This is a genomic window from Bacillus sp. A260 (assembly GCF_009861435.1).
GTDB classification, from domain to species: domain Bacteria; phylum Bacillota; class Bacilli; order Bacillales; family Bacillaceae_G; genus Bacillus_A; species Bacillus_A cereus.
Genome location: NZ_CP046398.1, coordinates 1,530,080 through 1,556,421, shown reverse-complemented (window position 1 = coordinate 1,556,421; position 26,342 = coordinate 1,530,080). Strand labels below are relative to the sequence as shown.

Below are 26,342 nucleotides of genomic sequence, written 5' to 3'. Positions count from 1 at the left end.
AATAATTAGCCCCATTCTTTATTACTCTTTAAAACTAAAAACAGTACGAATAAACCTGACATGATAGTAAACACATCAGAAGCTTGCACTCCCTGTTCACCTTTTTCTTCTTTCTTGTCTTTCGGTTCTTCTTTTTGTTCTTTCTTTTTAGAGGCAACTTGTTTGTTATTTTTCTCTTTTTGGTCCTTCCCCTTATGTACTTCCTTGTTGTCTTCGAACGGCTCTTTTATAACGTAAGTAAATTCCTCTTTCTCTTCCAACGGTTCTTTTATAAACTTATTTACTTTCTCATCTCGCTTCGGAATTTGAACAACTGGCAAATTTTCTTCTGGAACCGGGTTTTTGACTTTGGAATCTTCTTGCTTCTCATTTTCTTTCTTATCTTCTAATTCATTTTCTAGTTTATTATCTAATTTATCTTCTTTCTCTTCTATCTTTTTATCATCTTCATTTTTTGGCACCAAAACAGAAATGGTATATTCACTTTCCTCAACAAGTTTATTACCTGCTGCATCTATTATCTCTACAAGTAATTCGTATGGCCCAGCCGGCAATGCTTCTGTTATTTCAAATACTTTTTGCCAATCCATATCATGCTTGTTGTAGTCTAATAAAAACGAAAGCTCTTTATTTTCTTTCCCTTTTAATGTAACGCGCACTTCTTTTACAACCGATTCTATATCTGATGCTTTTACTCGTATATGTATAGAATCTCCCTGTTTTCGTTCAACTAAGTTCTCTTTTACTTCATCAATAGTAACTTTCTGTAACTTTGGCAATTCTTTATCTATAGTTGGCGTTTCATTTTTAATACGAATGAGCGGGACTTTCACTTCATTTTTTATGAGCTCTTCTTTCTCATTCTCTTTGTAACTTTGAACGAGCTGAAGATTCCAATCACCTTGCAAATCAAAATCCCCTGCTTTATAGTTAGCAACCCAGCTCTTCGTTTCTTCATCATACTCAAAAGATAACATTCTTTCTTGCGCATATTGCTCCCCATTTTTTTGTAACTGCAATATACCTTTCATACTTTGAATGTTTTTCCCATTTGGTTCTACAGCAATTCGCACCTCTTCGCCAACTTTAAGCTCCGGCTTATTTACTGTAATAATTCCCTGTTCTGTTTCTATCTTTCTTTCACTCAATTGTTTATTTACTACTTCTTGTTGTTCTGCTTCTTTTTGTTTCTCTTCATCTTGCTTCGTTTCCACTTGCTCTGACGATTCTTGAGATTCCTTATTTTCTTCTTGTACATTCACTTCATTTATTTTTTGATCTGACTCAATTTGTTCCTCAGCCTGACTTTGCAAGGGGACGAACAAGCATACATGTATGCATAGCCAACTCATTAGAAAAAACTTTACGTTTTTCATCTACTAGTTCAAACTCCTATTTCAATGCCTTATAGTGATTTCGTCACTTTTACTCCGAAAAATCCATCTACATTTACAAGTTCACCATACGCCACTAATACATCATTTACATAAATACGAATTGGTTCATCAATATCCTCATCTAGCACAACTGCTTCATTTTCTTGTAAACTTAATATATCTTGAATCGTTTTCACTGTACTTCCAAATACAAATTTCACATTCATTTCTACATTTTGTAGAATGGACGTGTCCATATATACTGGTTCCATTTGTTTTACTTCTTTAAATTCAATAGGTTGCACAACTGGTTCTACAATTTTTTCTTCTTCAATTTCTTCTGTGGCAATCTCTTCTTCTTCCACCATTGGATACAGAAGTCGCCTTACCATTTCTTTCGCTTCAGAAATTGGCAAAATTTGATACATTTTCGATTGAAGCAGATCGCCAATTTCAAGATTGAACGTAATTTGAACGAGTTCGTCCACTTCCATTGACTCCCCCAAATACTCCATTTCTTCTTTTAACGTTACAAATTTAACATTTGGCGGCGTCATGTCCATTTTTTCTTGGAACATTTCTGACATCGCCGTAGCAGCATGACCCATCATTTGGTTCATAATTTCTTTAATACCGCTCAGTTCTAATTCAGTAAGCTCTTTTTCCGGATCAACTTCCCCTGTTCCCATCATCATTAAATCTACCATTGTTAAGGCGACATCTTTCGTAAATACGAATACATTCTCATTCTTTAGCCCTTCAACAAAGTCAACATTTAAAATAACAAATGGCACTGGTACTCCATCATAATGACGAACATTGATTGCTTCCACATTTGGTGTACTAATTGTAACTGGCTGATTTAAAAGCGTTGACAATACTGTTGAAGCGGAACCAATTGAAATATTTGCAATTTCACCAAGTACATCTTTCTCTTCTTGTGTTAAATGCTCTTTTTCAACTTGTTCTTCTACAATCTCAGTTTCCACTACTTCTGCTGGTTCGACTGTTTCTTCTACTTCACCAGATAATTGCATTAATTTATTTACCATTTGTTTCGCATGATCAACTGAAACAATTTGTACAAGTTTAGAATTTACAAGATTATCTATCTTTAAATCAAACGACACTTTAACAATCGTATGATTCCCATCAATTTCAGAGATTTTCTCCATTTCTTCTGATAACTTTACAACTTTAATCGTCGGCGGAGACATATCTACTGTATCTTGAAAGAATTCCGACATAGATGTAGCTGCGAATCCCATCATTTGATTCATCGCTTCTTGTACAGCACTTAGCTCTAATTCACCAAGTTCTTTTCCGTCCTCGATTTCACCTGTTCCCATCATCATTAAATCAGCAATGGACAATGCAACATCTTGCTTAAGGACAAGAAGGTTTTCCATATCTAATCCTTTTGTAAAATGAATGTTTAATACAACATGTGGAACTTCGACATCTCTTGAATCATATAAATCTACCAACTCTATGCGAGGAGCAGTAATGCTTACTTGCCTATTTAAAATTGTTGATAATACAGTCGAAGCTGAACCAAATGATATATTTGCAATTTCGCCAAGAATATCGCATTCTTGAGGCGTTAAATGCTCATTTTCTTTTTCTAGCACAATCGTGCTCGTATCCCCTTTTGTGTGTTGCTCAGGCATTTTCCCTGCCTCCTCATTTCTGTTTTTCTATCAAATAATATAAACTCTTATTTTATTTTAGCAAACTCATTAGTATAAAACGTTACTATGTATCCCATTATTAGATTCGTAGCAATTAGCCAAAAAGCTCCCCAATTGTATACAAGTGGGGAGCTTTCCTTCATTCCTATTATAAACCTTCTGGGTTTAAAATGAGGACCACTCGTCCATCACCGAGAATCGTCGCACCAGAGAAATAGTTAGAACTCTCTGCAAAGAAGTCACCTAATGACTTTAAGACTATTTCTCTTTGACCGATAATTGTGTTTACAATAAGTCCATAGCTGCGATGTGTATTACGAACAATTAACACAGGAACCATTTGACCATCATATGACGCAAACGCCTCATCTACTGTTTTTTCACCAAATACAGTACTTAAATGTTTCACTTCAATAATTTGATTACGATAATTTAACACATCTTTCCCTTGTAAGGATTGGATGTCTTCTCTCTTAATTCGAATTGCTTCAACGATATTTCCAAGAGGTAAAGCATAACGCTTATCATTCGTTTGAACAAGCATAGATTGAATAATAGACAACGTTAATGGAAGTTCAATTCTAAATGTACTTCCCTTTCCTTCCTCAGAATCAATAATTAAATGTCCACCTAAACTATGAATCGTATGTTTTACAACATCTAATCCGACACCGCGTCCAGAAAGATCTGATACAACTTCAGCTGTACTAAATCCTGGTTGGAAAATAAGATCAAACACTTCACGATCTGTTAATCTATTCGCATCTGCTTCAGTTACAACGCCATTTTTAATCGCTTTTTCTAATACTTTCCCTTTATTAATACCGTTTCCATCATCCGTAATTTGAATAACGACATGATTTCCACTATGAAAGGCTTCTAATTTAATCGTACCTGTCTCATTTTTACCTGCATCACGTCGTTTTTCAACAGTTTCAACACCGTGATCGATTGCATTTCGAATTAAATGAACGAGCGGATCACCGATTTCATCAATAACAATTTTATCTACTTCAGTATCTTCACCTGTAATTTGTAAATCGATTTTTTTCCCTAAATCTTTCGCTAACATACGTACCATACGCGGGAAACGATTGAACACAGTTTCAATCGGCACCATACGCATATTTAATAGTACATTTTGAATATCTTTTGAAATATCGCCTAATCGATTTAAATGTTCAATTAGCTCCTTGTTTTGAATCGTTTGAGCCAATTCATCAATGCGCCCACGTTCAATTACACTTTCTTCAAACATATTCATTAATCTTTCGATTTTCTCTAATTGAACACGAATTGAACGATTCTCCACTTTAGCATTTTTCGTTTTTGTAGTACTTTTAGCTGGCATAGCACTTGAAGGTTGATTCGTTGCCTCTATTGGTGATTCTACCTGCGTAGCCACAGCTGGTTGTAGCTTTTCTTCTACTTGCACAACTTCTTGTGTAACGACTTTTTTAGAAGCTACTTCCTTCGATATAGGTTCTCCTTGCTTTACTTCCACTTTCTCAATTTCAGAAACATGAAGTACTACTTGTTTCAATTCTTCTATACTACAATCCGTATCCATAAATACTGTAAATTCAAATCCGAAAGCATCTGCTTCAATTTCTTCAATACTCGGAGCTGTTTTTTGTATATTCCCTACATTTTGCAATGCTTCAATACACATAATGGCACGTACTGCTTTTAAAATCGCTTGCTGTTCAACTGTTATATGCACTTCATGCGAAACTGCATCATCGTTGTCTATATGATTTTGCTCTATATGTTCCGTAGGAGTTTCTACATTGCCGTTCAATAACGCTTCTAATTTCTGTTTAGTTGAGGCTACATCAATATTGCCCATTCCACCTTGTTGCACATCTGCAACCATCTTCTCCAAATTATCAATGCACTCAAAAATCACATCAATAATATCCGCATTTACAACTATATTTCCATGACGAATTTCATCTAACACATTTTCCATCTTATGCGTTAAATCAGCCATCTCCGTAAATTCCATACTCGCAGACATACCTTTGAATGTATGAGCGGAGCGGAATATTTCTCCCACAACATCCATATCAGCAGGATTTTGCTCTAACACTAGCACATTTTCATTTAGCGACTGTAAATGTTCTTCTGACTCTTCGAAAAATATATTTAATAGATCTGTTTGCATTTTTATCCCCTACCTGTCTAACAAACATTTCATTTATGTATAACAATTTAGTGTTTTACAATGAGAAAAAAGGGGGCCACACGTCGATCTGCTATCACTGTTTTGATTCCTTGTGGCACCCCTTCTATATTAACTATTTGCTACTTTTGTTAAAGCTTCAATTACACGATCGGCTTGGAATGGCTTTACAATAAAGTCTTTTGCCCCGCCCTTAATTGCATCTAATACCATACCTTGTTGTCCCATTGCAGAACAAATAACAACCTTTGCACTTGAATCAATTTTAATAATTTCTTTTAATGCTTCAAGCCCGTCCATTTCTGGCATAGTAATATCTAATGTTACAATATCAGGTTGAAGTTCTTTATACTTTTGAATCGCTTCTACCCCATTCTCTGCTTCGCCGATAACTTCAAAGTCAGCATTACTTTTTAATAAGTTTTTAATCATCGTTCGCATAAACATCGCATCGTCTACTACTAAAATTTTATGTGCCATTCTTTTTAATTCTCTCCTTCTATGTATAAATATATCTTAATATTTCACCTTATCATTCTCACTCATTATACAAAATAAAATGATAAAATTTAATATTTTTTTAAAAGAATTTTCGTATTTTTATTATTTTATTATTAAAATAATAATATACTACTCTTTTATATAAATAACAACGCGACGGTTTTTTTCCCAGTTTTGCGGTGAATCATTTGGTACAATTGGCTTTGTGTCTGCATATCCTACCGCAGCTAGCCTTTTATCATCCACATTATACACTTCAATTAAATGGTGAATCATATTTGCCGCTCGTGCTGAAGATAACTCCCAATTAGAAGGGAATTTCTCGTTATGAATAGGTCTACTATCTGTATGTCCCTCTACAACAATTGGGTTAGGTACGGATTGAAAAAATCCAACTAATTGACTTATTATCCCTTTCGCTTCGGGCTTAACGTTTGCATCGCCTGTATCAAATATTAAATTATCTACTATAACGACGCTTACCCCTGTATCCTCCCGATATACATTCACTTGACTAATACCGTTATTATCTACATACGCTTTTAACTTCTTATATAATTCATCCATTCTCTTTTTTGAGATCATTTTTTCATCATTTTTTTCATGTGAAATATCTGGTATTGTATTTTCCATTACTTTTGCATCTACTTGCCCCGTATCACTAAACTTTTCAAGCATCTTTGACAATTTTACTGCATCTTGCTTTGATGTAGCAACTAGTAATACAAAGAAAGTTAATAATAACATCGTTAAATCTGTAAAAGTCGTCATCCAACGAGGCGATCCCTTTTGCGGTCCTTTACTCATCATACCACTCCTTGAAATATTAGGCTGCTCCTTTTACCTTTTTTACCTTTGTTTCGTATACGTATGTATCCAGTTTCAACTTTAATTTAGAAGGGATTTGTCCACGATACAATTCTGAAATTGCTTCTATTACAAACTTCTTCTCTGTATATAAATCTTCAATACCACGATATACTTTTTCCGCAAGAGGGATTGCAATCATATTCGCAAGTACAGACCCATATAATGTCGTTAACATCGCAACTGCCATCCCTGTACCAATTTGCGATGTATCTTGTAAGTTTTGGAGCATAATGATAAGACCAATTAAAGTCCCTATCATGCCCCAAGCTGGAGCAAAATCACCAATTTTATCTAATAATGCTGCTCCTTTTCTTAACTCATACACTTCCGTTTCAATATCTTTCAATAACACTTCTTTTAATTCATCTTCATCGTAACCGCTTAACATTAATCGAATTCCTTTTTGAATAAAAGGATTATCCACTTGCTCTCCATCTACCTCTAAAGAAAGCAAGCCGTGCTTTTTAGACTTTTTCGAAAAATCAACAAACAAATCCGTTAACTGTTCTAAATCTTCTTCTCTTCTATGTAAAACAGTAAAAATGCTTTTCGTATATTTTTTTATTTCTCCAAATCGATATGCCACAACAATTGTCGCTGTTGTTCCCCCTATGACAATTAAAATAGATGAAACATCTAAAAAGTTTTTGAAAGCTTTTATTCCACCGCCGCCAAGCATAATTGCCGCTATCACTATAATGAAACCTACTATAATGCCCACTGGGCTAGAAATATCAAACTTCCTTTTTCTTCTTTGTGGTCTAGCTAATACTTGATTTTTCTCTCCCATATTTCTGCCCTTTCCTTTCCATTTTTATATAACATTTTTTTATTTTAATAATACGTTTTCACATATAACATGTATTATACGCTTATCATCTGTTTATCGCAATATACTCATGAAATTGACACATTTCATTTCTATATTAGAATTATGGTATGAATAAGTGAGGAGGATCACGATGGAACACAACATTTTACAAGTCATTGCATTAGCAGAAAAACTAAAATATGAAATGCGACATAGCTGGCTTTCCAACGGACGTCAAGAAAGTGTTGCCGAACATACATGGCGCATGTCTCTAATGGCCATTTTAGTTGAACCTTATTTGGATCAAAAAGTAAATATTGAGAAATTACTTAAAATGGTTATTATTCACGATCTAGTCGAAGCCGAAGCTGGTGATATCCCTGCATTTGATACAATGAATAGTCATGACTTACAGCTACAAAAACAAAAAAATGAACTAGAAGCTATTTTAAATATTAAACAAACATTAACAGGTTCTCTCGGTGAGGAATTATATGACTTATGGATGGAGTTTGAAGCGAAAGAAACGTACGAAGCAAAAGTTGCTAATGCACTCGATAAACTTGAGGTGAAAATCCAGCATAACGAAGCTGATATTGATACGTGGCTACCAATTGAACATAAAATGACATTCCAAGTAGCAAAGCATACAAACTTTGATTCTTTCCTATCTAAATTACAAAAAATCATTGAACAAGATGGAGAAAAGAAGTTAATTGCTGCCGGCATTGATGTTGAAGCATGCAAGCAATAATGAAATAAGACACTCAACAAGAGTGTCTTATTTCATTATTGTTGATATAGCCTGCTTATAAATAAGCTGTTGTTTTCCATCCACTAAGATTAAAACTGTAAATTTATCCACTCCAACAACTTCTCCTATTATTCTAACGCCACTCTTTAAGAAAATTGTAACTGTACCTTTTTCTTCTTTTATTTGTTTATACAATTCTTCCTGTAAATGTTCCAATTACTGTCCTCTCCTTTCTGTGAAACATCTTAATATAAAAAACTATAAATTTTTTATTTATGCACTTTGTCTTTTATGTTCATAAACTTATTAATAAGTATATCTAAATCACGACTAAATAACAAAACTTTATCATGATCCAATCCGTGTCTCGCAACAAGTTGAATTAACTCTTTCTTTTTGTTTTCTATTTTATTTTTTAATTGTCCCATCTCCATCTCTATACTAAAACTCCCTTTTCCCATAATATTACTTGTAAAATTATAGTACATATTCTCTCATAAAAAAATAAGAAAATGGTTTTTTTTACAATTTTTTATTTTTTATGCCTAAATTATGAATTACGTAAAGGTTTATTTACAAATCACTAACATGCAATCCTAATGAATCTACAGGCATTTGTCTAATTATAAATGAGACTGGCTCGTTTTCTATACAAAAAACATACTGTATATAGTAGTCCATGAACCATATAGATTAACTTACTAAAAAGGAGGAAAACATATGAGTTATGGTGGAAGTTGCGCTGGTTTCGGCGGTGGATTTGCTTTGCTTATCGTACTATTCATCCTTCTAATCATCATCGGATGTAGCTGTTGGGGTGGCGGCGGATACGGATATTAATATATCCTACCCTTGACAAATGAACGAAAAACTATAAAAAAACAGCTCATATTTGAGCTGTTTTTTTCATACTTTCGTATGAATTTATATCCCTCTTATTTGCGATTTCAACTAACAACATATTGTTTACTATGGAATAAGAAACATTTTTACTAAGGGGGATTACAATGATTAGAGGTCTTTACGAAGCACATTTACCTGTCCGCAACTTAAAAGTATCAATACCTTTTTATGAATCACTAGGGCTAAAATTATATAAAAGAGGCGATAATATTGCTTTCTTTTGGATTAAAGAAAATGAGAGTTGGCTCGGCCTTTGGGAAGGCACAGAATACAAAGTGAATTATCACCCCTCTTTACGACATATCGCCTTTCAAGTAAGTTTACATAATTTAGAAAATGCGATTCATTGGCTAAATCAAAAAGGAATTTCAGCACGAAAAAACTTTGGAATGGAACCAATTGAACCGATTGTTTTTCCGGAATTAGCACCTGCAGCCGTATACTTTAACGACCCTGATGGAAATAGTTTAGAATTGATTGCACAATTACCTGTTGGACTTCCTACAGCGGAAAAAGTGTATTTAAGTGAGTGGAAAGAACAAATTCAAACATCGTCATTACATAAGGAGTAATCTATTTATGTCAGTTTCTTATTCCACACTTCTTAAAACAAATAAAAACTTCAATAAACTATTTTATGGGCAAACATTAAGTGTACTTGGGGATTGGTTCCATACGGTAGCTTTATTAACATTTGTCTACAGCATAACGGAATCGCCGTTTATGATCGCACTTACTTTTATAAGTAAAGGTTTACCACAGCTTCTTCTTAGTCCATTCATATGCTTAATTGTAGATCGTTTCTCTAAAAAGAATATTATGATTTTCACCGATATTACACGGGGAATTCTAGTTCTTACATACTTACTCGCAGGCTATAAAATTGAGATTATTTTCATTGCCAATATATGTTTATCCGTACTTTCTTGTGTATTTGAGCCGGCTAAACAAGCAGCCTTAAAAAATATCGTACACCAAAACCATTTCGTAACTGCTAACTCTCTTTCTAGTACAATTACTGGTTTTATGTCTATTATAGGTGCTTCTTTGGGCGGGATACTTACACAATCTTTACATATTGAGTTCGCTTTTTTAGTAAATAGCCTATCATACTTTATTTCAGCCTATTTTATTTATAACATGAGTATTCCTGCTCATGATACTTGTAACAAGAACAAAGCATTTTTCACTGATATAAAAGGTGGTTATACATACATATTACAAACAAAAATCATTTTAACATTAATTCTTGTCGGCATTTCATGGGGCATTATTGGAGGCGCTTATCAACTACTTCTAACGATCTATGCCGAAAAAATTTTCCATACGAACATTGGGATTTTATATACGGTTCAAGGGGCTGGGCTTATGATAGGAAGCCTTCTCGTTAATCTTTATATATCCCATAATAAAGAAAAAATGAAAAAAGTATTCGGTTGGGCCTACTTATTACAAGGAATTTTCTTTCTCGGATTCATTCTATCCGATCAACTTATTATCGGTATCATTACTTTATTCTGTATGCGTATAGCAGGAGGAATCATCGTTCCACTTGATACGACATTACTTCAAACTTACACACACGAAAATATGATAGGTAAAGTTTTTTCATTCCATTATTCTATTTACGGATCTCTTATTCAGTTATCGATGTTTTTTACAGGAGGGCTGTTAGAAATTCTTTCTCCTCAAATGATTGGCAGTTTATTAGCTACATGCTGTATTTTTGTAAGTTTTATATGGCTGTTCTTGTTTTATCGCGGGGATCTCAGTGAATAAATTAATGATAATCAATACATTTTGAAACAATTTTATTATTTGTTTCCCCATAATAAAATTGTTTCAAAATGTAAGTCGGATTTTTTAGTTAAAGAGCCTTATATGGCAATACTATTTGAGAAAAAACTAGATATTTATGTTAAAATACAAATGAGTTTGTGAAATATTGCACTTAAATAATAGACTTTAACTAGTTAAACTTGATTAAATAGGAGGGCTGTTTTGGGTATAACATTCATTTTCGTATGTATTATATTAGTGGCTTCTATTCTGCAAGCAAGTACAGGTTTTGGCTTTTCCATAATGGCAACCCCTTTCTTACTTATGTTATTTCTACCACAAGAAGCTATACAAATAAACATTATTTTATCTTTAATTATTTCCATTTCACTCATTTGGAAAATAAGAATGGACGTTGATTTTGTTCTACTGAAAAGGTTTATTTTTGGAAGTATAGTTGGTGTTCCTTTTGGCATTTTCATTTTCATTTCCGTTAACATAAACACTTTTAAATTAGCAGTTAGCATCCTACTCTTACTATTAACATTATTGCTAATATGCAACGTTAAGGTTAGATCAACACAATCTAGAGATTTCATAGTTGGTGGATTATCTGGTCTTTTAACGACAAGTATCGGTATGCCCGGTCCACCCCTGTTACTTTATTTTACAGGAACTGATACTGAAAAAGAGAAGTTAAGAGCAACTACATTAGCTTTTTATTTGTTTATATATTTCATTAGCCTAGTAACTCAAATACTCTTTACTGGCACAAACAAAACCATTTGGGAATCAAGTTTTTATGCCATTCCAATTGTATTTTTAGGTTTGTTTATAGGTCAAATTATTTTTAAATGGCTTAATCAACGGATTTTTAAAATATTTACGTACATTCTTTTAAGTTGTACAGGGGGTTATCTTCTTATTGAAAGTTTGAACTTGTTATAGAAGATGCTTTAGATTGTGCCATAACAGATATGTTCAAACAAAATTATTGCTGTATTTTCCGGCAGGGTATTCCATATCAAAACTTAAATAACTTTATTGACAGTTTACAATTAGCAATAATCTTTCTTTCATAAGATAAACATTTCAAATCAAATACTAAATAAAACGATAAAAAGCGGCTATTATGCCGCTTTTACTTACTATTGGCATTTCATTCTCATTTTCTATCACTTTTGTAAAAAATTATTAATTTTTATTTCTATGTATATGATAACAAACAAAATACCTAAGTTCAGAAAGAATAAACAACTTTCTGGCCTTAGGTATTAACAATCAAACTATTCACTTATACTAAAGTTTCATCACAAAGCTCTGTTACATTTTTAAAATATTGCAAGTTCTCCTTCGCTTCAGCTTCATTAAATAAATTGAGTTGCTTCATTATTTCAGTAGCAAATTCAACGTACGCAGACCCTACCGCTGTTATTATTTTTCCATCAACCGTTACATCTTTGTTTTGTTTATATTCCCATTCATGTAAATGAGCTAATTGTTTTTCATCTGATGTTAATGATGTTGAGAATTTCTTCTTATTCAGCACCCCTGCTGCATGTAATAAAGATGTTCCGGCACAAATACCCGCTATCCATTTATTTTGCTTATGTAATTTGTTCACAATAGATAACAATTGTTCATTTTCTAAATGATCAAAAATATGTCCGCCTGGTACGATAAACACTTCATAGTCCTCTATTTTAATTTGCTCAATAGAGACATGTGGTTGACACAAAAAACCGCCTTCTCCTGTAACTGTTTTTCCGTCTACAGTTGCTGTTATTATTTCAAATTGCTTACTTATCAAAAATAAACTCGCTATATTCACTTCAAATTCTGCAAACCCATCAAACAAAAAAATTAAAGCTTTTTTCATATTATCTCCTCCCCCTATACTTATTCGAAGACAATCACCTTTCTCCTCCAAAAAAAAAGCAAACCTGCATCACAGGTTTGCCTCTTTGCTCTCTTTGCTCTCTTTGCTCTCTTTGCTCACTTCTTATTAAATCCTTTTTCACTTAAAAACTCTTTCATATGCATTCTTTTTTCTTTAGACATAAATGAACTCATTGATTCCGTCCATGTTACGTTTTTTTGATTTGATGATCTTTCTTTATAATACGCGCTCATCGTTTCGTCGTATTCGTTTAATAATTCATCATATTTCTTTTCATCATATCCATTTTCATGAAGGATAGCTGTTACTGGTAAACGTGGTTTCACTCCATGATCTTCATCTGGTACACCGACTGTCATTCCGAATACAGGATATACTTTATCTGGTAAATGAAGCAATTCACTCACTTCTCTTGGGTTATTACGAATACCACCAATGTAACAAATACCGTATCCTAACGATTCTGCTGCTAGCGCTAAGTTTTGCGCAAAAAGTGAAGCATCTACTGTCGCAACGATAAAATCTTCTACTCCTTCATGCTTTATCTCGGTACCATGTTTTTCACATGCCATTTCAAGTCGTTTTAAATCTGCACAACAAACAAAGAATGCTGCACAGTCTTTCACGTGACGATTTCCGGATAGCTCTGCTAGTTTAATCTTTAGGTCTTGATCTGTTACATATATAACAGAATAAGCCTGTACAAAATGCGAGGACGCAGCATGCTGCGCAGCTTGCACCATTCTTTCTACTACATCTTTCGGAATAGGTTCTTCTTTATATTTACGAACTGAAACGTGTTGCTCCATTTTATGTATCATCTCATTCATGAAAATCACTCCTTTTTCTCTTCCTAATGAAAAATTAACATATCTTTTTCAATATTCACAACTTATAAGCACAAAAAGAGCAATTCTTTTTGAATTGCTCTTTTTAAAACGTTTATTAATACGGTAAATGAAATTATACCGACAGATTTACATCATATTATTTCTTATCTTATTACGCCGTTTTCAAAACTTTAATACCTTTTACGATATTCCAAATGAAGTAGTAAATTCCTACAAGAATGAACACTGCATATGTGATCATCATTCCAATTCCAGCACCGTCAGATTGATTGAATCCTAAACCGAATATTCCTGATATCGCTAATCCTCCGAATAAAATTGCGTACGGGAAAATATGTGACCAAAATGCTTTTTTCGCGTGGTATTTCACTTCATCTTCCGCAACGAAGTACACGATAATTGGTAGTAAAAATGGTGCAAAAAAGATACTAAAGTAACATAGTGAAGATAGTATATTATTTCCTTTCATCCGACTCACCTCTAAATAGTTTTTGTTATCTTCATTATGTCAGGAATCCATTCTAGAAACTATCGCTTTACCTTTCATTAAGATGACATGTTTGTAAGATTTCCCTCAAAAAATCCCACCTGGACTTTCAGACGGGATTTTTTTCTCTATATTCGATTCATAAACCAATATTGCGTAATGGCTAAATACTCACGTATATTCGATGGAATGACAATTCGCTTTGGTGTTTCGGCCGGAAGACCTTCTAATTGTAACCCTTGCTTAGCTGCTATTTTTTTCGCTCTAAACATGTGGAAATCGTTTGTTACGATCATTCCTTTTTTCATATTGTCCGGAATTAAAGGTTTTGAGAATTTAATATTTTCATCAGTACTCGTTGACTTATCTTCCATTATAATGCGGTCTTCTGCAATTTTTAATTTCATTAATTCATTTTTCATTGCTAATGCTTCTGAAATATCTTCCCCTTTTCCTTTCCCTCCAGATACAATAGCGATTGCTTTATCATGTGATTTCAAATACTCAGCTGCTTTATCAATACGATATTGCAATGAGTACGATGGTTTCGTTCCGTTTACTTTCGAGCCCAATACAATTATATAATCAGCTTCATAGGTCGCATTCATTTGCCCATGCTTATAAATGTTATATTGTAAAAATCCCACATAAACGGCGCAAACCATTATAATTCCTATCATATACTTAATTATTTTTTTCTTTTTCTTTTTCATATCCATATACTCCTATGTTCTTTGCTTCTTTCATGATAATATCCATTTATTTGTTTGTATACAGACAAATTCCAATTCAACCTAATTTATCCTCTAGAAAGTAATATTTATATTTCTTTCGGGAACAGTAAGTACAACTTTGCACGAAGGAGTGTCTCTATTGCTTCTCTTTTTATGTAACGTATCGTTCTTTTTTATTTTATTTTTACTATCACTTAAGATGCTCGGTAAATCAGCTTTAGCACAACTAACTCCTCATGATTTTGGTGCTATTATCTTTTTATCTTATTTAGCTTTCCAAGCCATACCCGTCTCTGGTGCTTTGCAAGCTTTTCTCGGTATGCTTGTAATTACATGTTTACATTTAATCCTTACAAAATTAAGCCTATTCAACAAACTAAATCGTTTTATTCTCGGGCACCCTATTATTTTAATTAAACATGGTGACATTATTTTTGAGAATTTACAAAAAAGTAGATATCCAATTGCTGAATTACTTTCTAACCTTCGCGTTGCAGGATATCCAAGTGTTCATGAAATTGAATACGCTATTTTAGAAGCGAACGGCGCTATTAGTATTTTACCAAAAAGAGAACTTGTACCATTAACTCCAAAAGATTTAAACATAGAAGTTAAGTATGCTGGATTACCAATTGCACTTATCGTCGATTCACAAATTCAATATGATAACTTAAAGTTAATACATAAAGATGAAAAATGGTTATATAAAGAATTAAAGGAAAAAGGAATTACAAATATTAAAAACGTTGCCTTTGCTTCTGTTCAAGAAACGGATGGATCTTTTGCGATTAGTTTAAAGGAATAAAAAATCCCCTTAATTGCTTAAGGGGATTTTCTTCATCATATCGCTTCTTTCTCTCCTGCCATATTTAATGGAACAGGATGTTTCATACGATTCATCGTAAATACGATAATCGCTGTCATTACTTCTGCAACTGGCATAACGAGCCAAATTCCGTTTATCCCAAATAATTTCGGCATAATCCATAACAATGGAATAATAAATAGTAATCCTCGGCTCATTATAATAAGTACTGATTTCTTCGTTTGTCGCACTGATTGGAAATACTCTCCATACACAATGTTATAACCTAAAAATACGTATTGGATAAAGAATAAGCTAATACCTGTTAAGGTTAACTCCAATAATTCTGGAGATTGAACATCAAATAAACCAATGATATATTTCCCGAAGAATAATCCGACAATTATCGCAATGCCTCCGAGGACAACTGCAATTTTCACAGCAAACTTCAATCCTTCACGAAGTCTCTCTGATAAATTTGCCCCATAATGGAAACTAGCAATTGGCTGTAATGCTGCTCCAACACCAAAGAATAATAGTAATGTCATTGCATGAATACTATTCACCATCGCATAGGAAGCTACTCCTACTTCTCCTGCATATTGGACGAATGCGATATTAAAACCAATCGTTACGATTGCAACCGTACTTTCTGCTGTAAAACTTGGGAAACCAATCACCATAATTTGTTTGACAGTATCCCATTCAAAATGGAATTTCGTCCACTTTAAAATACTACTTTTTCTAAAGAAATGAGTTAATAATACAAGGAAACCAATCGCTGCCGAAAGAATAGTCGCTGAAGCAGCACCTGTTACGCCCCATCCAAAGATAAAAATAAAGATATAGTCAAACACTATATTTAATACAGCTGTTACAACAAGACCAGCCATTGCTAAATTAGGATTTCCATCATTTCGTATGAATGTACTTAAAATATTTTCTAAAACGTATATCATTCCAAATGTTAATAATACGTGTAAATAGTCTAACGCATATGGTAGAATCACTTCATTTGCACCAAATAAGTATGCTAAATCTTCTATTCTCCATAAGCAAATCGCTGCTAAAATCCCTACGATAACAACTGCTACCGTCATGGATTGAGTAAAAATAGACCTTGCTCTTTCTCGTTTATTTTCGCCTAATGCAATGGAGTATAACGTTGCCCCGCCCATTCCGATCCATAATGAAATAGAGAAGAAAATCGAAAATGCTGGAATAGCCACGTTCACTCCTGCTAAACCGTTCGCCCCAACTCCTCTACTAATCATGACCGCGTCAATTACAATATTCACTGACATTAATACCATTCCAAGAACGGCTGGTATTAAATAAGAAATAAATAAGCTTTTTATCGGTTTTTCTCTTAATTTTTCTGTTGCTTCCATACTCTAATATGCTCCTTTTTTTCAACTCTCTTTTCTTAGTTTAAACCTTCAAGTAACTTGAAGGTCAAGAGAGAATTAAAAAAACAGGTAACTGACTTATACTAATGAATGTAAATTTGTAATCCATTCAAAGGTGTTCATCTTATTTTTTTACTACAGGAATTTGAATTTCTGTTACTTGCTCCTCTGGATTTTCTGTTACAGACCAATCAATCAATCCAATCTCAATCGAATCTCCATGTACTTCGTAACCTTCTTTATCAATGTATGTAAGTAACTCCTTGTACGTTGCATCTGTTTCTTCATACGGTCCATGATGATAAGAGCAAGCATATAAACCTTCTTTAATTTCATCTGAAGTATGCACTTCATACGGCATATAATCCAAAAGAATAAATACACTGCTATATGCTTGAAACTCATTTTGCATTAATCCTTTTTTCGCAACAGTTACACCAATATCTCCAGAAAATAAACTATCATCCATTTGCCTCATATTTTTTTGTAACGAATGAATGTAGTACTCAAACATATCATCCGTCGTATTTGGAGCAACCGCAATTGCTGTAATTTTTCGCTGCGGAATCTCTTTAATTACCATTTGTTCAGCTTTTGCTTTTGTTGCTTTCTTAATTAAATGAATTCTATGCTCCATTTTCGCCAAAGCATACTCAATTTCTCTTTGTTTCTTCAGCATCATCTCTTGTTGTTTTTCCAGTAAATTGAGTGCGTATGCTGGATTTCTTTCATCAATATATTTCTTAATTTCCTTTAACGGAATATTTAACTGGCGTAAAAATTTAATCGTATCTAACAGTGAAAATTGATCGATTGTATAATAACGATAATTCGTTTGAGGATCCACAATGGACGGATGAAAAATTCCTTTTTCATCATAATACCTTAATGTAGATTCTGCGATATTATGCATTTTCGCCATTTCTCCAATTGTAAAACGTTTATTTAATAACATCTTTTATTTCCTTCCATTTCTATTTATTTCATTATATGTTCATTTTCTCTTCAAAACAAAAAAGAATTCCCATACGAGAATTCTTTTTTACTATTAAACCTCTATTATTATAGGAAGAATCATCGGCTTTCGTTTTGTATTTGTATATATATACTTCCCTAATGCTTCTCTTACCTCCCTTTTCAAAATACCCCAGCTATTCACATTCTCTTTCTTTAAATTATTAATCGTAATAACAGCTAATTTATTTAATTCTCTTAGAAATTCTTCTGAATCACGGACATAGACAAATCCACGAGAAATAATATCTGGACCTGAAATTATTTCTCCATCCACTTTATTAAAAGTAATAACTATAACGAGCATTCCATCTTCTGAAAGTTGTTTACGATCACGTAATAATGCATTTCCAACATCTCCAATTCCTAATCCATCTACATATATATTTCCTGCCTGTATTCTTCTAGATTGAATTGCCACTTCATTACTTATATCTACAACATCTCCATTACGTACAATAAAGATATTTTCCTTTTCAATACCAATTGATTCTGCTAACAAACTATGGTGGTGTAGCATTCTAAACTCTCCATGAATTGGAATAAAATATTTTGGCTTCATTAATGTAAGCATTAACTTCAACTCTTCTTGATATGCATGACCGGATACATGCACTCCAGTAGAACTACCTGATCCGTAAATCACCTTTGCTCCTAATGCAAATAAATTATCGATAATTCGAGAAACGTTACGTTCATTTCCTGGGATAGGGGTCGCGGCTATAATAACCGTATCTTCTGGTAAAATATCCACTTGTCTATAGTTTCCACTAGCTAAACGCGCTAAAGCTGCCATTGGTTCTCCTTGACTTCCTGTACAAAGTATTGCAACCTGCTTTGGATCTAAACGATTTACCTCATTTGCTTCAATTAACATACCTTCTGGAATATGTAAATAACCTTTCTCTAGAGCAACCTCTACTACATTTACCATACTTCTCCCTAGCAAAGCTAGTTTTCGATTTGTTTTTATACATGCTTCAACTATTTGCTGAACACGATTCACATTAGAAGCAAACGTAGAAATAATTACTTTTCTATTTGCTTTCATAAATATTTCCTCTATCCGTTCTCCTACTGACCTTTCTGATGGAGTAAAACCTGGGCGTTCTGCATTTGTGCTTTCAGATAATAAAGCTAGTACACCTTCACTTCCTATTTTAGCCATTTTATGAATATCAGGATGTTGATTATTTACTGGTGTTAAATCAAATTTAAAATCACCTGTATGTACTACAGTACCTTCTGGTGTATGAAAAACAATACCGAGACAATCCGGAATACTGTGGTTCGTTTTAAAAAAAGTTGCCTTAATAGAACCACAATCAATTTCTGATTCTGAATGAATAACGATTAATTCCGTATCATTTTGAAGATTGTGTTCCTTTAATTTAATTTCAATTAAACCTAACGTTAACTTTGTTGCATAGATTGGTACATTTAGTTGTTTTAAAAAATATGGTATTCCGCCAATATGGTCCTCATGCCCGTGCGTTACTATTAAACCGCGAATTTTTTCTTTATTTTCTTGCAAATATGTGACGTCTGGAATTATTAAATCAATCCCTAATAAACTTTCATCTGGAAATTTAGATCCACAATCAATGACGACAATATCATTTTCATATTGGATAGCATACATATTTTTTCCTATTTCATTTACTCCACCTAAAGCAACAATAGACAAGTTATTTTTTAATGCCTTCAAATTATAAATCCTCCCTTTCACAGTTATAGTTCGTGAAATAGTATGTAGAATTTATTATTTGTAATGGAAAAGGACTTCATACTATTTTATACATATAAAATTCACACACTACTCTTACACCTATATCCCAATAAGGCAGCTTCTTCCTCAAAAAGCTCCCATTTTTTCATTGATTTTTTATAAAATCTATTATATATTAATTACAGGTTCAAATTACGAGTTCAAAAGAACTTGTAATCAGACCCTTTTGTTTAATGGGTTTTACATATTTTCATTAGGAAAATTCCGAGAAATCGTATGATAAAATTAAAAATGACGAGGAGAGGATCAGATGGAATTCGAATTTTTCTTTCAAATTGCACTTATTTTATTAAGTACAAAGCTTGCTGGTGATCTTAGTGTTAGATTAGGTCAACCTTCTGTACTAGGTAAATTAATTGTCGGTATCGTTATCGGTCCAGCTGTATTAGGTTGGATTGAAAATTCAGAGCTTCTAACTCAATTAAGTAATGTCGGGGTTATTCTTTTAATGTTTATGGCTGGACTTGAAACAGACTTAGAAGAATTAAACGCAAATCGTAATTCTTCTTTAGCAGTTGCACTCGGAGGTATCATTCTTCCATTCGTAGGTGGTTACGTTTCCGGCCTTGTTATGGGAATGGAACAAGGAAACGCTGTATTCTTAGGATTACTTCTATGTGCGACAAGTGTTAGTATTTCCGTTCAAACACTTCGCGATTTAGGAAAGATGAAAACACGTGAAAGTACAACTATGCTAGGCGCAGCTGTATTTGATGACATTCTTGTTGTTATTTTATTAGCATTTGCAATGAGCTTCTTAGGTACTGATGATGTTAACTTAACAATGGTTATCTTGAAGAAAGTAGTATTCTTCGCTTCTATTATTTTAATCGGATGGAAAGGTGTTCCTGCGATTATGCGCTGGTTATCACCACTGCGCGTATCTGAGTCTATCGTGAGCGCGGCTCTTATCATCTGTTTCTCATTCGCATATTTCGGCGAATTATTAGGAATTGCTGGTATTATCGGTGCTTTCGCTGCTGGTATTGCAATTTCTCAAACAAACTATAAACATGAAGTAGAAAAGAAAGTAGAACCAATTGCTTACGCTATGTTCGTTCCAGTATTCTTCGTTAGTATCGGTATGAATATTACATTTGACGGTATCGGCAATCAAATTTGGTTCATCTTAGCATTAACCGTTATCGCTGTATTAACGAAATTAATCGGCTGTGGATTCGGTGCTCGAATGACTGGATTTGACGCTAAGTCTTCTGCAATTATCGGTGCTGGAATGGTTTCTCGTGGTGAAGTTGCACTTATCATCGCAGGAACAGGACTTTCTTCAGGTCTATTGGCACAAGATTACTTTACAGCAATCGTTATTGTCGTTATTTTAACTACAATGATTACACCACCAATGTTAAAATACACTTTTGGTGCAAAAGATAAAGCAATGAAAGCAAGTAAATAAATTTACTATAATAAAAGGAGATTGCTATTTTATAAGATAGCAATCTCCTTTTTGTTTTATCTTTAAACAATCCCGTTCTTTTTTAACCATTTTTCAAAAATAATTCGTGCTTCATCATCATCAATATCATTCCCAAATGAATACACCATAATGCCATAATCATCTATATATTTACCTAGCTTCATTCCCTCCACTTTCTTATAAAAATCGTCTGCCTCATAGTGCGGAATATAAGCATCCCAAACTGGTTCATTTATTCTTTTGTACGCCGTCACTTCTAAATCATATCCGTCTTCATAATATCCGATGTGATAATGTTTGTTAGGATCATATTTCTCCATTAAAAGTCCCCTCCTACTAAACAAGAGCGAGCCTTATATTACAGCTCGCTCCTCTCTCTATTTATTAAATACGCTCCATCGCTGTCTTCAACGTTCCAACAACGAAAGCAATCTCTTCACTTGAAATAACAAGAGGCGGCGCTAATGTTAAAACGTTATTATATCCTGCTGTTGTCATACCGTTTCGTCCTATAATTAAGCCCTTTTCTTTACAAGCATTTACAACACTTGCAATTTTGTCGTTATCAATTGGCTCTTTCGTCTCTTTATCATTTACTAATTCAATTCCAACTAATAGACCTTTTCCTCTAATATTCCCAACAAGCGGATGTTCCCCAATTTCATCTTTTAGTTGCTCTAATAAAAGGGAACCCATTTGCGCAGATCGCTCGATTAAATTTTCATTTTCCATAATCTCTAAGTTTTTAAGTGCTAATGCACAAGCTGCTGGATTTCCACCAAATGTATTAATATGGCGGAAGAATTCATATTCTCCTTTACCTTTAAAAGCCTCATATATTTCTTTTTTCACAGCTGTTGCAGATAATGGTAAATATGCGCTCGTAATGCCCTTTGCCATTGTAATAATATCTGGCTTCACATCATAATTCATAAACCCAAATGCTTTTCCTGTACGACCGAAACCGCAAATTACTTCATCACTAATAAGCAAGGCACCGTGTTTTTGACACGTCTCATGAACAGCTTTCATATAGTCTTGTGGTGGCATTAATATGCCCCCGCCTGTAATAATTGGTTCCATAATAAAAGCGGCAATTGTTTCACTTAATTCCCACGTCATAACACGATCGACTTCTTTCACACATTCTACATCATAAATATGCTGCCCTTCAATTTCAGGCATACGGTAACAATCCGGTGGTGTTACGTGTAAAAAACCTGAAGCAAACGGCTCATACTGATATCTACGCTGCGCTTGTCCCGTCGCTGCCATTGTCGCCATTGTATTCCCGTGATACCCACGGTAACGTGACATAAATTTATAACGATGTGGTTCACCTTTTTGAGCATAGTATTGCCTTGCTATTTTAAAAGCTGTTTCGTTCGCTTCTGAACCACTATTTGAGAAGAAAATAACATACTCTCCCCCAAGCCACTCATTTAACTTTTCAGCAAGCTTTATAGCTGGCTCATGGGATTGTGACATTGGAAAGTATGATAATGTTTGTAATTGCTTATAAGCCGCTTCTGCGAGCTCTTTTCTTCCATATCCACTATTGACACACCAAAGGCCACTCATACCATCTAAATATCTTTTTCCTTGTATATCTTCAACCCAGCACCCTTCAGCTTTTGCCCCTACCATTGTACTATTTGGACTAAAGGGACGCATTCCGTGCCAAACATATTGCTCATCTTTTGCTAATAATTCATCAGTTTGCTTCGTTTTCATCATTACTTCCACCTTCCATAACAACTTATTTTTCACAAAAGCTGCGCTGGTGCCATGATGACTTAAATTTCTCCCTGCTATTTTCATTCCACAAAATTAAGACAAATCCTACTTACAAATCAGTAATATTTACAAGAAAATGACAAAAGAAAAAAGAGCTTTTCTTATCTATCGAAAAGCTCCTCTTTTATTTAATGTGAAGACGCATCGCTAATGCCATGACCAGTATTAGATTTCACTAGAATTTCATCAAATTTCGCTTCATCTTCTTTCTTACTAGATAAAACCGTTCCTAAATATGCTGCAAGAAATCCGAGTGGAATTGAAATAATTCCTGGTGTCGTATATGGGAATAACGCTTCCCCAACAAAAATAGCTTTTCCAGCTACAGGGTTCCAAACATTCGGACTCAACGCTACGAGAACAATTGCTGATACGAGACCTACAATCATACCCGAAATAGCACCCGTTGTATTAAAACGCTTCCAATATATTGTAAATAAAATTACTGGTAGATTTGCACTCGCTGCAACTGCAAATGCTAATGATACTAAAAATGCTACGTTTAATGTTTGGGCAAATAATGCAAGTATGATAGATAGTATCGCTACTCCAATAGATGCATAACGAGCCATGGATACTTGCTCTTTTTCCGTTGATTTTCCTTTACGAATGATTTCATTATAAAAATCATGAGCGAATGCTGATGCTGCTGTTAATACAAGACCTGCCACTACAGCCAAAATCGTTGCAAAAGCAATTGCTGATACGAAAGCAAATAAGAAGTCTCCACCTAACGCTTTGGCTAATAAAGGTGCCGCCATATTACCAGCTGGGTTTGCTTTAATAATCGCTTCATTTCCTACAAACGCTGCCGCACCAAATCCTAAGAAAATCGTCATAATATAAAATGCACCAATTAACCACGTCGCATATACGACAGATTGACGTGCAGTTTTTGCATCACGTACTGTAAAAAAGCGGACAAGTATATGTGGTAATCCAGCTGTACCAAGTACTAGTCCTAAATTTAAAGAAAGTGTATCAAGACCATCCTTATACTTTACACCTGGATTTAAAAATGAATCTTTTAAAGGTGTAGCTGTTTTCATTTGAGCGAACATTTCAGTCACGCTGAAGTTGAATTTTGCGAAAACGATAACAGAAATAATAAACGTACCAGCCATAAGTAATACAGCCTTTACGATTTGTACCCAGCTCGTTGCTGTCATACCTCCAAAAATAACATACACCGTCATAAGTGTTCCAACGATTAATACAGATGTCGTATATTCAATCCCTAATAATAATTTAATAAGTGCACCCGCGCCAACTAATTGTGCAATCATATAAAAGATAGAAATCGTCATCGTATTAAGAGCTGCAACTCCGCGAACTTTTTTCGCATCAAAGCGTGCTGCAATCATATCCGCCAAAGTGTACTTTCCTAAATTTCTAAGCGGTTCTGCAACAAGATATAGTACAACTAGATAAGCAACTAAAAAACCGATACTATAAAAGAATCCATCAAACCCAGTTAATGCGATTGCTCCAGCTATACCGAGAAATGAAGCAGCAGACATGTAATCTCCAGCAATGGCCAGACCATTTTGCCAACCAGTTAATCCCCCTCCAGCCGTATAAAATTCACTCGCATTTTTCGTTTTTTTCGATGCAAAATAGGTTATGACGAGCGTACCAAGAACAATAATTAAAAATAGTGCAAATGCAGTAGTATTCAAGTTCAGCCCCTCCCTTTTTGCATATCTTGCAGAATTTTTCGGGAGATTTCATCAAATGATTCTGCTTTTTTGCTATAAATCATACATAGTGCCCATGTCATGATAAATTGGGAAAAAGCAAATACCCACGCCCATGTAACGTCTCCAAATGCAGGTGTATTAAGCACCTTTGAATACGATGTTAGAATAGGTAATGCGATAAAAAAACTAAAAAAGAAAATACTCATTGGAATGATAAACTTCTTTTTCGTATTTAATAACAATTGAAATTCTTCCGACTGAACGACCTCTGTATAATTCACCTCATTTTGCAACTTACGTGCTGACGTATCGTCTCGTTTCATTAACCGATCCCCTCTCTTACTTGAAATACACTTCCCCCTTGCATACCTAAAGACTAAATTTTATAAATATTCAGAAACTTACATTCATTTTAGACAATCCATGCATTCATGCAAAGATTTTTTGATAGACATTTTTCGGCAATTTCCCCTAAATTTTTAATATACTTTTTCAAAATAAAGTGACACTTTACTTATTTATCCTCATTAAGACAAAAGCAGTGCTTAACGCACTACTTTTGTCTTTTTTTCCTTTTCTAAATTACGAGCCGTTTCGCTTAGCTCAACATCTTTTCCGTCTTTCAGTGTTCCAAATATAAAATCGAATACTGGATTTGAAACACCAAACCAAAACTTTTCATTTTTATAATGGTGTAATATATGTTGTTTTTTTAGCCATCTTCCAAACTTAGTGACGGGACGAATCGGTCTATGAGCAATATAATGTTTCCATTCGTAAACGAGCAGCATAATAATCATTCCGATTCCAAATGAAAGTGTAATAGTAACACTTTTTGTAATACCATATGCTATAAGTAAATATATAGTAAAACTAGGTATACTAAACCATACAGGTAAAAACAAAAGTTTTAAATCATCTGGATATACGTGGTGATCATAATGCAATCTTCTTAACATTTTTAATAGAAATGTGTTTTTAGGTGGCTTTATATGGAATAAAAAACGATGTGTCATATATTCATTAAGTGTATAGAAAACAATCCCAAACATACATGCTAACATGCCAAACCACGTAAAAAATTGCATTTTTAAAATAATAATGAAAACAAATAGAATGCTATACATAATAACGATATCATGTTGTAAAAAGAACTCTTTCCCCACTTTCTTCATCTTGTTTCCCCTTTTCCCAAAAAACAGCCGCAACATATCGTTACGACTATTTCTTTTCTATTCTTATTCTATTCACTTTACAAATTTGCCTGCTGTTCTATTGTCGAGAAAAAATTGTTTGGTCCAAATATATTTTGCTTCGGAATAATATGTTCCACTGCAAACACTGTTACTTCTCCTCTTTGCACTTCTCCAATAATGAGCCCAAATATTTCATGATTTACTGCAAACGTCGGTTGCTTTGTTTGTAACAATCTTGCAGCATTATGAAATACCGCTTCATATAGTGGATTTCTATCAGTAATTTCTTTTCGGATTTTTGGCGCTAACGTAATTATAATTTCTTTTCCGTCAATAGTGGTTCGATACATAAAAA

Annotated in this window: 28 protein-coding genes; 7 read left to right on the top strand and 21 right to left on the bottom strand. The window is 33.9% G+C overall.

Annotated elements, in window-relative coordinates:
* Positions 1 to 5 precede the first annotated feature (5 nt).
* The 6 genes from GD442_RS07985 to GD442_RS07960 form a co-directional block, all read right to left on the bottom strand.
* Positions 6 to 1,376 (bottom strand): hypothetical protein, encoded by a 1,371-nt coding sequence (locus GD442_RS07985; protein ID WP_000800089.1) that lies wholly within the window; start codon positions 1,374 to 1,376, stop codon positions 6 to 8.
* Positions 1,377 to 1,405: 29 nt separating this feature from the next.
* Positions 1,406 to 3,046 (bottom strand): flagellar motor switch protein, encoded by a 1,641-nt coding sequence (locus tag GD442_RS07980; protein WP_001115001.1) that lies wholly within the window; start codon positions 3,044 to 3,046, stop codon positions 1,406 to 1,408.
* Between the two features lie 169 nt (positions 3,047 to 3,215).
* On the bottom strand, positions 3,216 to 5,234 hold the full coding sequence (locus GD442_RS07975; protein WP_001192608.1) for a chemotaxis protein CheA: 2,019 nt from the start codon (positions 5,232 to 5,234) through the stop codon (positions 3,216 to 3,218).
* A gap of 129 nt (positions 5,235 to 5,363) precedes the next feature.
* Positions 5,364 to 5,732, bottom strand: a complete 369-nt coding sequence (locus GD442_RS07970) for a response regulator (protein ID WP_000940565.1) — start codon at positions 5,730 to 5,732, stop codon at positions 5,364 to 5,366.
* Positions 5,733 to 5,882: 150 nt separating this feature from the next.
* On the bottom strand, positions 5,883 to 6,560 hold the full coding sequence (locus tag GD442_RS07965; RefSeq protein ID WP_000033627.1) for an OmpA family protein: 678 nt from the start codon (positions 6,558 to 6,560) through the stop codon (positions 5,883 to 5,885).
* Positions 6,561 to 6,579: 19 nt separating this feature from the next.
* Positions 6,580 to 7,413: a flagellar motor protein MotP gene (locus GD442_RS07960; protein WP_000504191.1), complete on the bottom strand. Its 834-nt coding sequence runs from the start codon at positions 7,411 to 7,413 to the stop codon at positions 6,580 to 6,582.
* A 172-nt stretch (positions 7,414 to 7,585) separates the two neighbouring features.
* Here GD442_RS07960 and GD442_RS07955 point away from each other — a divergent pair, with 172 nt between their 5' ends.
* Positions 7,586 to 8,188: an HD domain-containing protein gene (locus GD442_RS07955; RefSeq protein WP_000400752.1), complete on the top strand. Its 603-nt coding sequence runs from the start codon at positions 7,586 to 7,588 to the stop codon at positions 8,186 to 8,188.
* A gap of 27 nt (positions 8,189 to 8,215) precedes the next feature.
* Here GD442_RS07955 and hfq read toward each other — a convergent pair whose 3' ends face one another.
* Complete coding sequence (gene hfq / locus GD442_RS07950; RefSeq protein WP_000400664.1) at positions 8,216 to 8,404, bottom strand: RNA chaperone Hfq; 189 nt, start codon at positions 8,402 to 8,404, stop codon at positions 8,216 to 8,218.
* A gap of 53 nt (positions 8,405 to 8,457) precedes the next feature.
* Entirely contained in the window at positions 8,458 to 8,676 is a 219-nt protein-coding gene (locus tag GD442_RS07945; protein ID WP_000291688.1) for an aspartyl-phosphate phosphatase Spo0E family protein, read from the bottom strand.
* Between the two features lie 232 nt (positions 8,677 to 8,908).
* Between GD442_RS07945 and GD442_RS07940 the strand changes: the two genes are divergently transcribed.
* The 4 genes from GD442_RS07940 (at position 8,909) to GD442_RS07925 (ending at position 11,818) form a co-directional block, all read left to right on the top strand.
* Positions 8,909 to 9,028: a YjcZ family sporulation protein gene (locus GD442_RS07940; protein WP_000120179.1), complete on the top strand. Its 120-nt coding sequence runs from the start codon at positions 8,909 to 8,911 to the stop codon at positions 9,026 to 9,028.
* Positions 9,029 to 9,195: 167 nt separating this feature from the next.
* Positions 9,196 to 9,663 carry a VOC family protein gene (locus GD442_RS07935; RefSeq protein WP_000617955.1) on the top strand — a complete coding sequence of 156 codons (468 nt, stop codon included), beginning with the start codon at positions 9,196 to 9,198 and terminating at the stop codon, positions 9,661 to 9,663.
* A 7-nt stretch (positions 9,664 to 9,670) separates the two neighbouring features.
* Entirely contained in the window at positions 9,671 to 10,870 is a 1,200-nt protein-coding gene (locus GD442_RS07930; RefSeq protein ID WP_159365070.1) for an MFS transporter, read from the top strand.
* Positions 10,871 to 11,092: 222 nt separating this feature from the next.
* On the top strand, positions 11,093 to 11,818 hold the full coding sequence (locus GD442_RS07925; protein WP_000513092.1) for a sulfite exporter TauE/SafE family protein: 726 nt from the start codon (positions 11,093 to 11,095) through the stop codon (positions 11,816 to 11,818).
* 346 nt (positions 11,819 to 12,164) lie between these two features.
* On the opposite strand, the gene GD442_RS07920 is transcribed toward GD442_RS07925, so the two are convergent.
* The 4 genes from GD442_RS07920 to GD442_RS07905 all read right to left on the bottom strand — a co-directional run bounded on the left by GD442_RS07920 (position 12,165) and on the right by GD442_RS07905 (position 14,821).
* Positions 12,165 to 12,749, bottom strand: a complete 585-nt coding sequence (locus tag GD442_RS07920) for a type 1 glutamine amidotransferase family protein (protein ID WP_000709446.1) — start codon at positions 12,747 to 12,749, stop codon at positions 12,165 to 12,167.
* Positions 12,750 to 12,865: 116 nt separating this feature from the next.
* Positions 12,866 to 13,600: an oxygen-insensitive NADPH nitroreductase gene (gene nfsA, locus GD442_RS07915; protein ID WP_001004526.1), complete on the bottom strand. Its 735-nt coding sequence runs from the start codon at positions 13,598 to 13,600 to the stop codon at positions 12,866 to 12,868.
* 172 nt (positions 13,601 to 13,772) lie between these two features.
* On the bottom strand, positions 13,773 to 14,090 hold the full coding sequence (locus GD442_RS07910) for a magnetosome magnetite crystal formation protein family (RefSeq protein WP_000678038.1): 318 nt from the start codon (positions 14,088 to 14,090) through the stop codon (positions 13,773 to 13,775).
* Between the two features lie 146 nt (positions 14,091 to 14,236).
* Entirely contained in the window at positions 14,237 to 14,821 is a 585-nt protein-coding gene (locus GD442_RS07905; RefSeq protein WP_000727433.1) for a YdcF family protein, read from the bottom strand.
* Between the two features lie 160 nt (positions 14,822 to 14,981).
* Here GD442_RS07905 and GD442_RS07900 point away from each other — a divergent pair, with 160 nt between their 5' ends.
* Positions 14,982 to 15,647, top strand: a complete 666-nt coding sequence (locus tag GD442_RS07900; protein ID WP_000923927.1) for a DUF421 domain-containing protein — start codon at positions 14,982 to 14,984, stop codon at positions 15,645 to 15,647.
* A gap of 35 nt (positions 15,648 to 15,682) precedes the next feature.
* Here the strand turns inward: GD442_RS07900 and GD442_RS07895 are convergent, their stop codons facing one another.
* From GD442_RS07895 to GD442_RS07885, 3 genes are all read right to left on the bottom strand, one after another.
* The gene (locus GD442_RS07895) at positions 15,683 to 17,038 is read right to left on the bottom strand and encodes an MATE family efflux transporter (protein ID WP_000388389.1); all 1,356 of its coding nucleotides are present in this window, start codon (positions 17,036 to 17,038) and stop codon (positions 15,683 to 15,685) included.
* Between the two features lie 142 nt (positions 17,039 to 17,180).
* Entirely contained in the window at positions 17,181 to 18,011 is an 831-nt protein-coding gene (locus GD442_RS07890) for a MerR family transcriptional regulator (RefSeq protein WP_000925935.1), read from the bottom strand.
* Positions 18,012 to 18,104: 93 nt separating this feature from the next.
* Positions 18,105 to 19,778 (bottom strand): ribonuclease J, encoded by a 1,674-nt coding sequence (locus GD442_RS07885; protein WP_000645618.1) that lies wholly within the window; start codon positions 19,776 to 19,778, stop codon positions 18,105 to 18,107.
* A gap of 331 nt (positions 19,779 to 20,109) precedes the next feature.
* Here GD442_RS07885 and GD442_RS07880 point away from each other — a divergent pair, with 331 nt between their 5' ends.
* Positions 20,110 to 21,273, top strand: coding sequence for a cation:proton antiporter (locus GD442_RS07880; RefSeq protein ID WP_000393901.1), 1,164 nt, complete (start codon positions 20,110 to 20,112; stop codon positions 21,271 to 21,273).
* Between the two features lie 62 nt (positions 21,274 to 21,335).
* Here the strand turns inward: GD442_RS07880 and GD442_RS07875 are convergent, their stop codons facing one another.
* The 6 genes from GD442_RS07875 to GD442_RS07850 form a co-directional block, all read right to left on the bottom strand.
* Complete coding sequence (locus tag GD442_RS07875; protein ID WP_000417068.1) at positions 21,336 to 21,614, bottom strand: DUF3986 family protein; 279 nt, start codon at positions 21,612 to 21,614, stop codon at positions 21,336 to 21,338.
* A 64-nt stretch (positions 21,615 to 21,678) separates the two neighbouring features.
* Positions 21,679 to 23,028 carry an aspartate aminotransferase family protein gene (locus GD442_RS07870; RefSeq protein ID WP_000850962.1) on the bottom strand — a complete coding sequence of 450 codons (1,350 nt, stop codon included), beginning with the start codon at positions 23,026 to 23,028 and terminating at the stop codon, positions 21,679 to 21,681.
* A 191-nt stretch (positions 23,029 to 23,219) separates the two neighbouring features.
* Positions 23,220 to 24,770 carry a solute symporter family protein gene (locus GD442_RS07865; protein WP_001098240.1) on the bottom strand — a complete coding sequence of 517 codons (1,551 nt, stop codon included), beginning with the start codon at positions 24,768 to 24,770 and terminating at the stop codon, positions 23,220 to 23,222.
* A 2-nt stretch (positions 24,771 to 24,772) separates the two neighbouring features.
* Positions 24,773 to 25,114, bottom strand: coding sequence for a DUF485 domain-containing protein (locus GD442_RS07860; RefSeq protein ID WP_000817366.1), 342 nt, complete (start codon positions 25,112 to 25,114; stop codon positions 24,773 to 24,775).
* 222 nt (positions 25,115 to 25,336) lie between these two features.
* On the bottom strand, positions 25,337 to 25,966 hold the full coding sequence (locus GD442_RS07855; RefSeq protein WP_000755401.1) for a sterol desaturase family protein: 630 nt from the start codon (positions 25,964 to 25,966) through the stop codon (positions 25,337 to 25,339).
* A gap of 77 nt (positions 25,967 to 26,043) precedes the next feature.
* Positions 26,044 to 26,337, bottom strand: a complete 294-nt coding sequence (locus tag GD442_RS07850; protein ID WP_000286361.1) for a hypothetical protein — start codon at positions 26,335 to 26,337, stop codon at positions 26,044 to 26,046.
* Positions 26,338 to 26,342 lie beyond the last annotated feature (5 nt).